Source organism: Lentzea rhizosphaerae (genome assembly GCF_042649515.1).
In the GTDB taxonomy this organism is placed as follows: Bacteria; Actinomycetota; Actinomycetes; order Mycobacteriales; family Pseudonocardiaceae; genus Lentzea; species Lentzea aerocolonigenes.
Genome location: NZ_JBHRZI010000010.1, coordinates 209,530 through 221,796, shown reverse-complemented (window position 1 = coordinate 221,796; position 12,267 = coordinate 209,530). Strand labels below are relative to the sequence as shown.

The window sequence follows — 12,267 nt, the reverse complement described above, 5'->3', positions numbered from 1 at the left end:
CCTTCCGGGTCGGCTGGAACGTGGGACGCGCCGGTCGGCGATCAGCGGACGTGCTCCGGGATGTGGTCCAACGCGCCCAGCACGTGCACGGCCAGACCCTGTGCCTCTTTCGCGCTGAGTTCGGTGTGCGCGGCCAGCACTTCTTGGACCAGCTTGACTCTGCGCTCGTACAAGGACAGGTAGGTCGATGTCGTCATGGTGTGTGCTTCCTCTTCTGCTCCGGGATTCGACCGCCGTCTGCTTCCCAGCCCGCAAGAGCGATCCGGGTCAGGTCGGTCGTGCGTTGCGTCGACGCGGTCACGCTGACGCCCGCGGCGAGCAGGTCGTCGACGGTCTGGGTGTTGCCGCGCTCCGCGGTGATCATCATGGTCTGGTGCGCGGCGGCCGGGTCGGTGTTCGACGGCACGACGAGCAGCGTGAGCCGGTGCCTGTCCGCCGTGACCACGTCCACGGTGTGTGAGGGCCTGGAGATGAACCCGTCGAGCCGGATCTGGCGGCCGTCGCCGATGATGCGGCGCGGCGCGGAGTTCCACTCGGTGATGTTGTAGCTCACCCGCAGGATGTCGCCCAGGCGAGCTCCCAGCGCTGCGAGCAACGAGGGCAGCTCGGCGGCGAGGTCCCGGGAACGTGGCCACCAGGCCCCGTCGACGTGTCCCGTCGTGGGCGCCTTCGGCCGCAGCCGCAGTCGTTGCGAGAGCTGAGACTGCTCGGGGATCGCAGTGGCAGGTGGGGCTTCGGGAAGGTGGGGTGCTGACCTCATGTCAGGACTCCCGTCCCCGGCCGGAAAACAGCCGGTCTAGGTTCGCCGAGCACGGCATGAACTCGAATGCCCATATACGCGCTGTTCTCGGCAACTTGATTCTACACCGATTCAGTCATGATCGACCCAATGTCGCCAAAATTCTGGATCACACACCCGCTCGCCTGATCGGAGTGCGGAAAATGCCTTCCGCTACCCCAAAAGCCCAGGTCAATACTCACAGCTGACTCTCAGGAAGACGTGCGCCAGATTTTTCTGATCACCCAGGGCTCGACCACCTGCGCCAGTTGTGCGTGTAGCATGGAGACAAAAGCGCCGCTCTTTCAACGGCCCCCTCGATCCTTCCCGAAATGGCCTGACGATCCATATCGGACCATTTGCTCGAACATCACCCGGTCAGCTCACGCAGCCGGGGGACGGAGTACCGATATGAGCACGTCGACCTGGACCACCCACGCGTTGACCACGGAACGGCTGACTCTGCGGCCCTGGCTGGTCGACGACGCACGGGCCGCCCTGGACGTCTACGGCCATGCCGAGGTGACACGCTGGCTCAGCCCCGACATGGACCGGGTGCCCGACCTGGCGGCCATGCGGTCGCTGTTGCAGCAGTGGAAAGCCGAGAGTGCTCGGCTACCGGCCCCGGCCGGCCGATGGGCCATCCAACGCAACACCGACGATCGCGTGATCGGCGGCGCCATCCTGCTCCCGCTGCCACCGGGCAACGAGGATCTGGAGATCGGCTGGCAGCTGCGTCCCGACGCCTGGGGCAACGGCTACGCCACCGAGACCACCCACGCGCTGGCCGCCTGGGCGTTCAGCCAGGACGTCCAGGAGATCTTCGCCGTCGTCCGGCCCGGCAACGTCCGCGCCGCGGCCACCGTCCGGAACAACGGCATGCACTGGGTCGGCGAGACCACCAAGTACTTCGGCATCGAGCTGCAGGTGTACCGCCTCCGTGCGGCTGACCTCGATCGGGCCGCACCCGCGGCGCTGCAGCCACCCAACCTGAGTGGCGACTGACCTCGCCGCGCGGTCGCCATCACGGACAGGACACACGTGGATCAGCTCAGCCTCGGAGTCATCGCACGGTCCCGCAAGGAGAACGAGCTCCGGCTTCCCATCCACCCGCTGCACCTGAACCGGATCGACGCGGACCTTCGTGACCGGATCTACCTCGAACACGGCTACGGCCAACGCTTCGGCGTCTCCGACGAGCAACTCGCGGCCTCCGTGGCGGGATTGCGCTCGCGCGAGGAGCTCATCGCGGAATGCGATGTCATCCTCCTGCCGAAACCACTCGCTGAGGACGTCGCGGAGCTGAGGGAAGGACAGGTGTTGTGGGGCTGGCCGCACTGTGTCCAGGATGAGAAGCTCACCCAGCTCGCCGTTGAACGGCGGCTGACGCTCATCGCCTTCGAGGCGATGAACCACTGGGCCTCCGACGGTTCGTTCAACCTGCACGTCTTCCACAAGAACAACGAGCTCGCCGGCTACTGCTCGGTCCTGCACGCCCTGCAGCTGACCGGCTCAACCGGCGACTACGGGCGGCGGCTGCGCGCCGCCGTGATCGGCTTCGGCGCGACCGCGCGAGGCGCGGTGACGGCGCTCAACGCGCACGGGGTGCACGAGGTCGACATTCTCACCAACCGGGGCGTCGCGGCCGTCAGCTCGCCGATCCACTCCGCGCGGATCATCCACTTCGACCACGACGACGCCAATCCGCGGCGCAGCCACGCCTTCACCGACGGCGGCCGAGTGCCGCTGGCCGGATTCCTCGCGGAACACGACATCATCGTCAACTGCGTGCTTCAGGACACCGACGCGCCGCTGACCTTCCTCATCAACGACGATCTGTCCACTTTGGCCTCGGGAACACTGGTCGTCGACGTCTCCTGCGACGAGGGCATGGGCTTCGAATGGGCGCGCCCCACCTCGTTCGCACAGCCGGACTTCCTGGTGGGAGACCACGTGCGCTACTACGGCGTGGACCACAGCCCGTCCTACCTGTGGAACTCGGCGACCTGGGAGATCAGCGAAGCGTTGCTCCCGCACCTGCGTTCGGTGCTCACCGGCGCCTGGGACTCCAGCGAGATCATCCGGCGTGCCATCGAGATCCGCGCGGGAACCATCCTCAACCCCCGCATCCTCTCGTTCCAGCATCGATCATCGGAGTACCCGCATGCCCGCGTCTGAGCAGCAAACCGCCGTACTGGCCGACCACGCCGGCGCCTGTGTCGTGTGCCCGCACCCGTGGCCCGAACACGACCCGACCGGCGTGCGCTTCTGCACCGCGACCGCGGCTGCCGCGCTGTCCCGAGGCTGCATCTGCCGGTGACGTGCGACACCTGATGTCGTTACGGGAACTAATTCGGCCGCGGCGGTGTTGTACGGAGTGGTCGTAGAGTTTTGTGTTCGTGGTTCATCACGCTCGCGGAAACGATGTTGCGGGCGCTTCTTTCTTTTTCTTGCAGGACAAGCTGGAGAAGTCGCCGTCTGAAGCCCGGCCTGGGAACCGCATCCCGCGGTGCCCACACCCAGCCTCCAGCAAGGAGAAAGACAATGACACAGGGAACCGTGAAGTGGTTCAACGCGGAGAAGGGCTTCGGCTTCCTCTCCCGCGAGAACGGGCCTGACGTCTTCGTGCACTACTCGGAGATCGACGGCCACGGCTACCGCAGCCTCGAGGACAACCAGCGCGTCGAGTTCGAGGTGACCCAGGGCCCCAAGGGCCCGCAGGCCACCTCCGTCCGCGCCGTCTGACCTCACACCGTGCTCCTACCAGCTGACACACGCTGACGGAGACACCGACCCGGTGCCCCTCGACCATCCCCCGATCGAGGGGCACCGGCCTCACAACACCGGTTTGCCACCGCCACGCCACGGGTATCCGCAGTCTGGCGACCTGACGCGGGTCGCTGACGCGTGACGCGCACCCGCCAAATCCCACACCGATCGCCCCTGCCTGGGCGCTGTCCGCAGGGATTGTTCGACTTCCTGCTGGGCATGGACCGATGGGCGTTGCGTGTCGCCGATCGCCCCCGACCCGGTCTGACGCATCGGCCTTTTACCGCTGGTGTCTCCCGGCCCCGTCCCCCTAGCAGTCGTCCTCGGAACTGTCGCCGCGGGCGATGAGTTCGTTGCGCAACACTTCGAGGGCGCGATGCTGCCTGATGTGCACGGCTTCCGGGCTGCAACCCAGCAGCGTCGCCACCTGCTCGGCGGAGAGCCCTGCGACGACGCGCAGCCGCAGAACCTCGCGCTCCGCGTCCGACAGCACCGACAGCACCGGCCGCGGCGGCGGGCTGTTCACGAGAGCAGCCTGACCGGAACGGCAATGCCGGCAGCGATGCGCGCCGACAGTTCCCGCGCCCCGGCGTGGAAGCCGTGCCGTCCCGCGAGCAGGCCGAGCGGGTGGAGATGATCACGGAGGCGAGCTGATCCGATGTCCTCGGCGGACACCAGCGCGCGGAATCCGATGCCCACCGCACGGTCGAAGTCTCCCTCGATGAGGTGGTTGGTCGCCAGGAGGACGAGACTGAACGCGCGGCTGCGGGCCATCGCGTCGCCGTAGCCGTCGATCGCTCTGGTCAGCAGCGGAACGGCGATGCGGGTGTGGCGCGGGTTCGCGGTGCGGGCCAGATCGGTGTGGACGGCACCGGTCAGTGCTGACAGGTCGTTTTCGGTGAAGAACTTCGCCCACTCGGGCACGGGGCTGTCGCCGACAGCGGCGAAGTGGTCGTTGCCGCGGTTGAGCAGGACGTGCGCCATGTCCTCGTCACCCTGCTTGGCGTGTGCCCACGCCGCGTTCATGGACAGGATGCTGGCACCGATCTCGTCGCCGGGGCCCGTCGCGTCACGTTGCCCCAGCTCGAAGTACTCCAGCGCGTCGTCGACGCTCCCCTGATGCAGGCACATGCGGCCGAGCCGATAGCAGATGTTGGTGATCAGCCTGTTGTGCCGGCCGCGGCCCGCCAGCACCAGGGCGTGGTCGAAATGGCGGCGAGCCCTCTCGGTCAGACCTGCGTCGAAGCACACCCATCCGGCGAGGTTGTGCAGATCGGCCAGAGCGATGTGCCACCGTTGGCGCATCACCGGGGTCGCGGAGGCTTCGGTCATTCCCTTGCACTCGCGCACTCGGAGGAGGACGGCGTCGAGGCAGGCCTCGCCGCCGTGACGGTGGTCCAGTGCACGCAGAGCGCGCGTGTCCGCCTCCAACCGTGTGATGTCGGAGGCGCCGATCGATCGAGGCGCGGGAAGAAGATCCGGAGCGGCCACGGCGACTCTCCTGGCATGCGGACGGGAGAACTGGGCACCGCCGGGGTCCAGAGCGGTCGAGCGACCACCCGGCTGACGACTCAGGGGGCCGCCGAGCCGGGAATTCCGATCACCACAGATGGTAGACCCCTCCTTGGCCTGGTGGGCGCTGCCGCCGGGTTCGCACTTGCCGTACAACAACATCGGCATCCGCACCGTCTGCCGGGCAATCTCCTCCGCTGATTCCCGGCCGATGCGCCCATGTTCGTTCACCCGTCCGCTGCCGCCCCGTTCGGTGGCAGCGATCGCCGATGAGCTCAGCTATGTTGACGGTGGTCGAGTCATGTCGACGAGTTTTGCTTCCGCCCTGGACCCCGGCGGCGCCCACTTCTTCGGTACCGGCTGTCAGGAGTGCCGCCATGGCGACCCCGGATTTCTTTCCTGGCGCGAAAAGTGCACCGAGCACGATCGGATTGCCCGACGTGGAGCGGTTGGAGGCGGACACGGCTGCCCTGCGCCTGGTGGACCACCGCCGAGGCGGGGATGCCTGCCTCGATGCGGCCCGCACCCTGATCGGAGACGGGCGGCTGATGCTCGAGGCGTCCGGCGCCGAATACGTGCAACGGCGGCTGCACGTGGCGCTGGGTGACCTGTACAACCTCACCGGCTGGGTGTCTTTCGACGTCGGTCTGGTCGGCAGCGCCCGCGTGCACTTCGCCGAGGCGCTGGCGCTTGCGGGATGGGGCCGGAACAACAGCCTGGTCGCCAACATCTGTTACCGGCTCGGACGCGTGTGCTTGCACCACGAGAGTCTCGACGAGGCGTTGGACTACTTCGAGCTGGGTCTGCTCGCCGCAGCCGGGCCGGGCGACGGGATCGCGGCCGGCATCCTGTCGGTGAACTCGGCGTGGGCCCACGCGCGCAGAGGAGACAGCGCTCAGGCACTCGCCGGGCTCAACCGCGGCCGGGGCCATTTCGCGGCCGCCGACCACACCGATGTGCCTGCGTGGGCCAGATTCTTCACCGAGACCGATCTGTCAGCCGTGATCGGCGCCGTCCACACCGATCTGGCCCTCACCGTGAACGCTCACCACACCCAGGACGCGGTTCCGCCGCTCACCGAAGCTGTCGACGGCTACGGCGACGACTGGGCCCGCAGCCGCGCGTTCAGCCTCATCCTGCTGTCGATCAACCACCTGATCGACAGGGACCTCGATCATGGCGTTGCCGTCGGATTCCAGGCGCTGGCATCCGCCGAACAGCTGGCCTCGGCGCGCGTCCGTGACCGCATTCGCCCGCTCGGCAAGCACGCGGAGCACCACCGCAGGCACGCAGGCGCGCGGGAACTCGCCGCGCGCATCGCCGCTTATGCCGGCACACCGCTGCGGCAATCCTGACACTTGCCGCCGTCGGAGCTGCCCGCGCTGAACTATCACCAGTGTGTGAGGGGCTAAGGTCGTCCGCACGAGATCACGATGGCGAGGAGTGACCGACATGGGCACGAATCGGCACCTCGACATACTTCTGGTGATCAATGAGATCGCCGCGGCAGACCAGGAGCCCGTCGGTGTCCGCCACGTCTGCCTTGCTTGCCGGATCGGTCTCGACGCGGTCGGCGTCGCGGTTTACCTGGTCGGTGCCGCTCAACCACTCGAGGTCGTCGGAACTGCGGGTGACGACATGGCCGAGCTGCAGGTGACGATGGGCGAGGGGCCCGTGGCGGAGGCCGTGCGGCAGAACCGTCCTGTGTTCGTATCCGACCTGGCCGGCGGGTGGAGTACGCAACGGTGGCCCATGTTCGCACCGGCCGCGGTCGCGGCCGGGGTGGCGGCGGTCTTCGTGATCCCCCTGACGCTGGGGGCGATCGCGCTGGGCGCCCTGGAGATCTGCCGGGACGTCGCCGACCCGTTGTCCGCGGACGAGCTCGCGGACGCGCTGCTGTTCGCGGACACGGCGACAACGCTGCTGCTCGGCAGGTCCGCGACATTGCCCGCGCTGGAAGCCGCCGACCTGCCGCATTCCGAGCCAGATCGACGATGGGCGGTGGTGCACCAGGCCACGGGCATGGTGTCGGTGCAGCTGGACACCGATCTCGGTGAGGCGTTCCTCCGGTTGCGGGCGCACGCCTACCTCAGCGGAAGTCGTCTGTCGGAGGTGGCAGCCGATGTGGTTGCGCGCAGACTGAGATTCACCCCGGATACCAACCATGAGAAACAGAGGTGAGTCACGTGTTGGACCGGCGGATCGCTCGAACCTTCGTCGAGCTGGCGGACACGCTGGTGCTGGGGTTCGACGCCATCGACTTCCTGCACACCCTGACCGAACGCTGCGTCGAACTGCTGGAGGTCGACGCGGTCGGGATCCTCTTGGCCGACCAGCGGGGTGCGCTGAACCTGGTGGCCGCGTCCACGGAGCAGGCCCGGCTGCTGGAGCTGTTCCAGCTGCAGGACGAGGAGGGACCGTGCCTGGACTGCTTCCACACCGGGCAGCCGGTGGCGTGCCCCGACCTGAGCGAAGAGCCGCAGCGCTGGCCCCGGTTCGCCGTCGCGGCGCGCGAACAGGGGTTCTCCGCCATCCACGCGGTGCCGATGCGACTGCGCGAGCAGGTCATCGGCGCGCTGAACCTGTTCCGGACCTCGCCAGGGGGCATCCCGGCGGACGCGGTCGAGCTGGCCCAGTCCTTCGCCAACGTCGCGACCATCAGCATCCTCCAGTTCCGTGCGCTCCGGCACAGCGAGATGGTCACCGAACAACTGCAGAACGCGCTCAACAGCCGCGTCACCATCGAGCAGGCGAAGGGCATCCTGGCCGAACGCCTCCAGATCGATGTCGCGGACGCGTTCTCCCTGATGCGGAACTACGCTCGCAACAGCGACCGACTGCTGTCGGACGTCGCAGAACAAGTGATCGCGCGGTCACCTGAGGTCGCCGAACTGACGAGGATCAACGAACCCCGGTAACTCCAGTGGAGAGGCACTGGCACGATGTGGAGTCGGCACACCCACAGGATTCCGCAGTGGACAGTCATCAGCGTGCACATCCACAGAGGACTGTGCCTCATGATGCTCGTTCTGCGCCTGGCTGACCACGATCATGTGATCAGTGTTGGTGACGAACCGGGGCCCGCGTAGCTTCTCTGAACGCCGTCATCGTCAAGCGATACATCGATGTTCTGCACGGCAACGTCATCCGGGCGCAGCTGGGCATGGGCGATGTCGGGGATGATGTCGAACACCTCGTCCAGCCCGGTGATCACAAGTGGCCGCAGCACCACGCGTGTGCCTGCCACCAGACACAGCCTGACGGCGGCTGCCTCTGCCGCTTCTCTGACCATCACCAGGACGGTGAGACCGGCAGCTCCGAAGAAGCTCACCTCGGTGAGGTCCACCACCAGTTGCGGGCAGGCGGGCCGCACGTGCTCGAGGAGACGATCACGCAGCAGCGGGCTTGTGCACGAGTCCACCTCGCCACGCACCGCGATCACGACCGCATCGGGCTGGGCCGGGGACACCGCAACGGTTGGAACCTCCAGACCTGGCCGGGATTCTGGCTGGACAGCGGCCGTGTGTGCGGGATGGTCCGTCGGCGCGCGTTGGAGGAGGGGCATCACGGGGCATCTCCTTGATCAGGACAGCGTTGCGCCCGGCCGGTTGGTCGAGCGACTTGCCCATCGACACAGACCGACAAGTTCGCAGACGTAGCAGTCACGTGACTGTCCCATCAGGACTTGCTGGAAGGACTTCCGCTGGATACCTGATGGCGAGCGCGCGGATCCGGTCGATCATCAGGTCGGCTTCGGCCGCGCTGAACAGGCCCAGCCCGGCAGCACGCAGGATGGCTGCTGCCGTGCTCTGATGGGGTTCCGCAATCCCCGCGACCGGCGCGGGAACGGGAAACTGATCGAGATGCGCCATGGAAGTGCCCCCTCGGTCGGATACCGTCATGCCGGGGTCCAGGGCACTTTCCTGAAACAGTACTCGCTTGTCCGAACAACGTTCGATCATCGCGCCTCAGGTCGGCCGCTCGCACGATCAAACGGCGAGGCCGTGTCCCATGACAGGTGGTGTTGGAGTCGTGACCAGCGCCGCCCTGGGGTTCTCGGCGTAGGCTGAGGACACCAGAGGCGAACGAGTGCCGCAGTGTCGTTGGCGCCGCCTCGGGCGCACGATCAATCCCCGGCACCACTCATCGGGTGGGCCGGAGGCAGGAGCGCCGAGATGATCTCGGATCAGCTCAGTCCTGCACGCACAGCACCGACAGACCGGCGCGGCCGTGGGGTGCGTCTGCAGATGAAACCGGCCGGAGCGGTACACGGGACCATCGCCGGAGGCTGGTGGCCCTGGTCGGACGACCCAGCAGCCGAGTTCCCCGAGCTGGTCGCCGCGCTCGCCGCGTGGGTCGGTCCGGTCAACCGCATCTCCTACCACCTCGACACCTGGGGCGCGGCCGCCCGGAAATCACCCGTCGACGGCCGCGTGGTCCGGTTCGAAGGCTTCCGATCGATCGACCCGCACACCGTCGTGGTGATCGGATCCGACCGCCGGCGGGTCAGCCTGCTCGTCGTGCCGCCCGGCGTCCCGGCAGGTGCGGCGCGCGCGGCACTGCGATCGGCCGCTGACCGCGAGTCGACCGCGAGCGTCGCGGACATCCTGGCCGCCAACGGCGTGCCGTTGGAAACCGGCCACTTCAGCCCTGTGTTCATTCCCAGCGCCCGCCCGGCCGAGCCGGCTGAAGAACGCTGGGAGACCGAAGGCGGCCACATCTGATGATCCGAAGCGTCCGCTCGGGCCCGCACCGCCTGCTCGCCGACCGGGCTGCCCGCGGCATCGGCCTCCGCACCGGAGCGTGCGGCTGACGTCGTGCACGTCGGCAACGGACTGCGCGCTCAGCTCTCCGACGCAGATGCCTGCACCAGGTGGGTAGGAGCAGTGAGACTGTGGAGATGGACCAGGGCATGATCACCATCGCGCAAGAGCTCGTCGAGATCACCCGCCTGGTGGAGGACGACTTCAGCGCCACGTTGGACCGATTCGTCAGCGTTGGTGGTCACGCCGAGCCGGGGCGACCAGGTTGATCGGGCCGAGGGCGAGGTGATGCCGGTGTGCCGCTCTACTGGACCCGTACGGGCTCCGGCTGCGGCCGAACAGCGGCGGAGCGTGCACGCTGACCGCACTAGGCTGTGTGGTGTGCCTGGCTCGGCCAGGTGACGGTTCGGCCGCTCCGGTCCCGGCGGTGCCCACTTCCACCACCAGCTCCGGTCAGGAGTGCTGCCTGCCATGATCGGTCTTTCCGACGTCACGCGCCTGGAAGAGGACACCCGCGCCCTCCGCGAGTCCGACTACCGATCCGGCGGTGAGTCTTGTCTCGACGGCGTTCGGCACCGGATCCGTGAAAGCGTTCCGCTGCTCGCCGTGCCGGTGCCGGAGCAGGTGCGGCGACGGCTTCACGTCGCTGTGGCCGACCTGCGGAATCTGGCGGGCTGGGTCTGCTTCGACGCCGGTCTGGTCAGCAGCGCCCACAACCACTTCTCTCACGCTCTGGTGTTGGCCGGGCTGGCCCGCGATGACAGGCTGACCGCCAACGTCTGTTACCGGCTCGGCCGCGTTCACCTGCACCACGGGCACCCCGACGAGGCGTTGCGGTACTTCGACCTCGGCCAGCTGGCGGCGTGCCGGTCCGGCGACCAGCTCGACGCCAGCATCCTGTCGGTGAACTCGGCGTGGGCGTACGCCAAGAAGGGCGCCGAGCACGAGGCCCGCACGCTGCTCGACCGCGGTCAGGAACAGTTCGCCGCCGCGGACCACACCAGCACGGCCGGCTGGGCGGCGTTCTTCACCGCCGGCGACCTGTCGGCGCTGGCCGGGGCGGTCTACACGGACCTGGCCGACACCGCGGGACCACGTCACGCGCGGACCGCTGTTCCACTGCTCACCACTGCGATCGATGACTACAGCGACGACATGGCCCGCAGCCGCACCTTCAGCCTCATTCTGCTGTCGACCAGTCACCTGATCTCAGGGGACACTGACGCTGGTGTGAACACCGGAATGCGGGCGCTGATGTCAGCCGGAGCCGTCGGCTCGGCACGCGTGCGCGATCGCTTGCGCCCGCTCGCCTCGCACGCGCGCAAGCACCGTACCCACGCCGGTGCACGGGATCTCGCCAAGCAGATCGACGGCGGTAACACGACGGCTTCGTCGGAAGCCTCGTGAGCGAGCCGCTTCAGCCTGACCCTCGCCGCCCGGCCCTGCTGCGGGCGGCGCTCCCGGACGGCCGACGTGACACCTTGAGGCCCAGCATCGTCCATCGTCTGTCCGCAGAACAGGCGGCGCTGGTGTTGGGCTCCACCCCTGCAGAGGTACGGAGCGATTCGGCCAGAAGCGTTCGAGGTGCTGCACGATGCCCTCACCGTCCAGGGCAGGGTTTCCCAGCGTGATCCGCCCCCGCGACGCAGGCAGAAGGTTGATAGCGGATGTTGCACAGCTGCTCTCGAACAACCCCGACAACGCCGTATGACGTCAGTGCGCAGACGCATCGGTGACCGCTCATTGCCTGCACGTCGCTACGCTCCTCGCGGCCGGACGGCACGACCAAGTCGCCCGAGACCGCCGGGCAGGTTTGCGAGGAGGTGCCGGCCGGCACCTCCTCCATGCTCGACGCCTTGCGCTGCAGGGTGCAGATGTCAGTGCGGTCGACGGACCACGTGATAGCGGTGGAGGCGGGCGTGGCACTGAACGCGGCAAGACCGAGCTGCCGTCTCGGTTGTGCTCCACCAGCGCCACAACAGTCATCGCCGATCGATCACTCCGGCACGGATGGAGAACCTTCATGGCGGCGGAGTCGCGCCACCTGCGGGAGCTGCCTGAGCTGAAGTCGATGAACCTGCTCGCCAGCACGTCGTTCGGTCGTCTGGTGTTCTCACAGCACGCGCTGCCGGCGATCCGGCTCGTCAACCACATCGTCGACGACGGCGCTGTGATCATCCGTACGCAGCTGGCAGCAACGGTGCTGGCGCCAACGGGCACGGTGGTCACCTACGAGGCGGACGCGATCGACCCACACACGCATCTGGGGTGGAGCGTGATCATCACGGGTCTCGCGGAGTGGGTCACCGATGCTCGCGACGTCGTGCGCTACGAGCGCGTGCTGCGGCCATGGGGTATCGGTGACCAGGACCAGGTGATCAGGATCCGTCCGCACTTGATCGCCGGGTTCGAGCTCGCCGAGCATGCCAGCAACTGAACGTTGCG

16 protein-coding genes are annotated in these 12,267 nt (G+C 67.6%); 10 read left to right on the top strand and 6 right to left on the bottom strand.

Features of this window, described 5'->3' with window-relative positions:
• Nucleotides 1–41: 41 nt before the first annotated feature.
• Entirely contained in the window at nucleotides 42–197 is a 156-nt protein-coding gene (locus tag ACFOWZ_RS07185) for a DUF6307 family protein (RefSeq protein ID WP_382370408.1), read from the bottom strand.
• Nucleotides 194–760 carry a DUF5994 family protein gene (locus ACFOWZ_RS07180; RefSeq protein WP_382370407.1) on the bottom strand — a complete coding sequence of 189 codons (567 nt, stop codon included), beginning with the start codon at nucleotides 758–760 and terminating at the stop codon, nucleotides 194–196. The genes ACFOWZ_RS07185 and ACFOWZ_RS07180 overlap by 4 nt, the downstream gene beginning before the upstream one ends.
• Before the next feature lie 429 nt (nucleotides 761–1,189).
• Between ACFOWZ_RS07180 and ACFOWZ_RS07175 the strand changes: the two genes are divergently transcribed.
• The 4 genes from ACFOWZ_RS07175 to ACFOWZ_RS07160 all read left to right on the top strand — a co-directional run bounded on the left by ACFOWZ_RS07175 (nucleotide 1,190) and on the right by ACFOWZ_RS07160 (nucleotide 3,523).
• Entirely contained in the window at nucleotides 1,190–1,783 is a 594-nt protein-coding gene (locus ACFOWZ_RS07175; protein ID WP_382370405.1) for a GNAT family N-acetyltransferase, read from the top strand.
• A 36-nt stretch (nucleotides 1,784–1,819) separates the two neighbouring features.
• Nucleotides 1,820–2,956 (top strand): N(5)-(carboxyethyl)ornithine synthase, encoded by a 1,137-nt coding sequence (locus tag ACFOWZ_RS07170; RefSeq protein WP_382370403.1) that lies wholly within the window; start codon nucleotides 1,820–1,822, stop codon nucleotides 2,954–2,956.
• Nucleotides 2,943–3,098 carry an RGCVC family protein gene (locus ACFOWZ_RS07165; protein ID WP_382370401.1) on the top strand — a complete coding sequence of 52 codons (156 nt, stop codon included), beginning with the start codon at nucleotides 2,943–2,945 and terminating at the stop codon, nucleotides 3,096–3,098. The genes ACFOWZ_RS07170 and ACFOWZ_RS07165 overlap by 14 nt, the downstream gene beginning before the upstream one ends.
• A 224-nt stretch (nucleotides 3,099–3,322) precedes the next feature.
• Entirely contained in the window at nucleotides 3,323–3,523 is a 201-nt protein-coding gene (locus ACFOWZ_RS07160; RefSeq protein ID WP_382370399.1) for a cold-shock protein, read from the top strand.
• Between the two features lie 334 nt (nucleotides 3,524–3,857).
• On the opposite strand, the gene ACFOWZ_RS07155 is transcribed toward ACFOWZ_RS07160, so the two are convergent.
• Nucleotides 3,858–4,073 (bottom strand): sigma factor-like helix-turn-helix DNA-binding protein, encoded by a 216-nt coding sequence (locus ACFOWZ_RS07155; RefSeq protein ID WP_382370397.1) that lies wholly within the window; start codon nucleotides 4,071–4,073, stop codon nucleotides 3,858–3,860.
• A complete protein-coding gene (locus ACFOWZ_RS07150; protein ID WP_382370395.1) occupies nucleotides 4,070–5,038 on the bottom strand; it encodes a transcriptional regulator in 969 nt (322 codons plus the stop codon). The genes ACFOWZ_RS07155 and ACFOWZ_RS07150 overlap by 4 nt, the downstream gene beginning before the upstream one ends.
• 452 nt (nucleotides 5,039–5,490) lie before the next feature.
• Here ACFOWZ_RS07150 and ACFOWZ_RS07145 point away from each other — a divergent pair, with 452 nt between their 5' ends.
• From ACFOWZ_RS07145 to ACFOWZ_RS07135, 3 genes are all read left to right on the top strand, one after another.
• The gene (locus tag ACFOWZ_RS07145; protein ID WP_382370393.1) at nucleotides 5,491–6,414 is read left to right on the top strand and encodes a hypothetical protein; all 924 of its coding nucleotides are present in this window, start codon (nucleotides 5,491–5,493) and stop codon (nucleotides 6,412–6,414) included.
• A gap of 97 nt (nucleotides 6,415–6,511) precedes the next feature.
• Nucleotides 6,512–7,240, top strand: a complete 729-nt coding sequence (locus tag ACFOWZ_RS07140; RefSeq protein ID WP_382370391.1) for a GAF and ANTAR domain-containing protein — start codon at nucleotides 6,512–6,514, stop codon at nucleotides 7,238–7,240.
• Entirely contained in the window at nucleotides 7,237–7,977 is a 741-nt protein-coding gene (locus ACFOWZ_RS07135; protein WP_382370389.1) for a GAF and ANTAR domain-containing protein, read from the top strand. The genes ACFOWZ_RS07140 and ACFOWZ_RS07135 overlap by 4 nt, the downstream gene beginning before the upstream one ends.
• Nucleotides 7,978–8,108: 131 nt before the next feature.
• Here ACFOWZ_RS07135 and ACFOWZ_RS07130 read toward each other — a convergent pair whose 3' ends face one another.
• The gene (locus ACFOWZ_RS07130; protein WP_382370470.1) at nucleotides 8,109–8,624 is read right to left on the bottom strand and encodes an STAS domain-containing protein; all 516 of its coding nucleotides are present in this window, start codon (nucleotides 8,622–8,624) and stop codon (nucleotides 8,109–8,111) included.
• Nucleotides 8,625–8,721: 97 nt separating this feature from the next.
• On the bottom strand, nucleotides 8,722–9,021 hold the full coding sequence (locus ACFOWZ_RS07125) for a hypothetical protein (RefSeq protein ID WP_382370387.1): 300 nt from the start codon (nucleotides 9,019–9,021) through the stop codon (nucleotides 8,722–8,724).
• Nucleotides 9,022–9,306: 285 nt separating this feature from the next.
• Between ACFOWZ_RS07125 and ACFOWZ_RS07120 the strand changes: the two genes are divergently transcribed.
• The 3 genes from ACFOWZ_RS07120 to ACFOWZ_RS07110 all read left to right on the top strand — a co-directional run bounded on the left by ACFOWZ_RS07120 (nucleotide 9,307) and on the right by ACFOWZ_RS07110 (nucleotide 12,259).
• Nucleotides 9,307–9,783, top strand: a complete 477-nt coding sequence (locus ACFOWZ_RS07120; RefSeq protein ID WP_382370385.1) for a DUF5994 family protein — start codon at nucleotides 9,307–9,309, stop codon at nucleotides 9,781–9,783.
• A 510-nt stretch (nucleotides 9,784–10,293) separates the two neighbouring features.
• Complete coding sequence (locus ACFOWZ_RS07115) at nucleotides 10,294–11,229, top strand: tetratricopeptide repeat protein (protein WP_382370383.1); 936 nt, start codon at nucleotides 10,294–10,296, stop codon at nucleotides 11,227–11,229.
• Nucleotides 11,230–11,845: 616 nt separating this feature from the next.
• Complete coding sequence (locus ACFOWZ_RS07110) at nucleotides 11,846–12,259, top strand: pyridoxamine 5'-phosphate oxidase family protein (RefSeq protein WP_382370381.1); 414 nt, start codon at nucleotides 11,846–11,848, stop codon at nucleotides 12,257–12,259.
• Nucleotides 12,260–12,267 lie beyond the last annotated feature (8 nt).

What these genes read in the sequence shown, in the direction of transcription:
- ACFOWZ_RS07165 (WP_382370401.1), top strand. Translation starts at nt 2,943, where the DNA reads ATGCCCGCGTCTGAGCAGCAAACCGCCGTACTGGCCGACCACGCCGGC.
- ACFOWZ_RS07180 (WP_382370407.1), bottom strand. Translation starts at nt 760, where the DNA reads ATGAGGTCAGCACCCCACCTTCCCGAAGCCCCACCTGCCACTGCGATC.
- ACFOWZ_RS07160 (WP_382370399.1), top strand. Translation starts at nt 3,323, where the DNA reads ATGACACAGGGAACCGTGAAGTGGTTCAACGCGGAGAAGGGCTTCGGC.
- ACFOWZ_RS07125 (WP_382370387.1), bottom strand. Translation starts at nt 9,021, where the DNA reads ATGATCGAACGTTGTTCGGACAAGCGAGTACTGTTTCAGGAAAGTGCC.
- ACFOWZ_RS07140 (WP_382370391.1), top strand. Translation starts at nt 6,512, where the DNA reads ATGGGCACGAATCGGCACCTCGACATACTTCTGGTGATCAATGAGATC.
- ACFOWZ_RS07185 (WP_382370408.1), bottom strand. Translation starts at nt 197, where the DNA reads ATGACGACATCGACCTACCTGTCCTTGTACGAGCGCAGAGTCAAGCTG.
- ACFOWZ_RS07120 (WP_382370385.1), top strand. Translation starts at nt 9,307, where the DNA reads ATGAAACCGGCCGGAGCGGTACACGGGACCATCGCCGGAGGCTGGTGG.
- ACFOWZ_RS07130 (WP_382370470.1), bottom strand. Translation starts at nt 8,624, where the DNA reads ATGCCCCTCCTCCAACGCGCGCCGACGGACCATCCCGCACACACGGCC.
- ACFOWZ_RS07115 (WP_382370383.1), top strand. Translation starts at nt 10,294, where the DNA reads ATGATCGGTCTTTCCGACGTCACGCGCCTGGAAGAGGACACCCGCGCC.
- ACFOWZ_RS07110 (WP_382370381.1), top strand. Translation starts at nt 11,846, where the DNA reads ATGGCGGCGGAGTCGCGCCACCTGCGGGAGCTGCCTGAGCTGAAGTCG.
- ACFOWZ_RS07175 (WP_382370405.1), top strand. Translation starts at nt 1,190, where the DNA reads ATGAGCACGTCGACCTGGACCACCCACGCGTTGACCACGGAACGGCTG.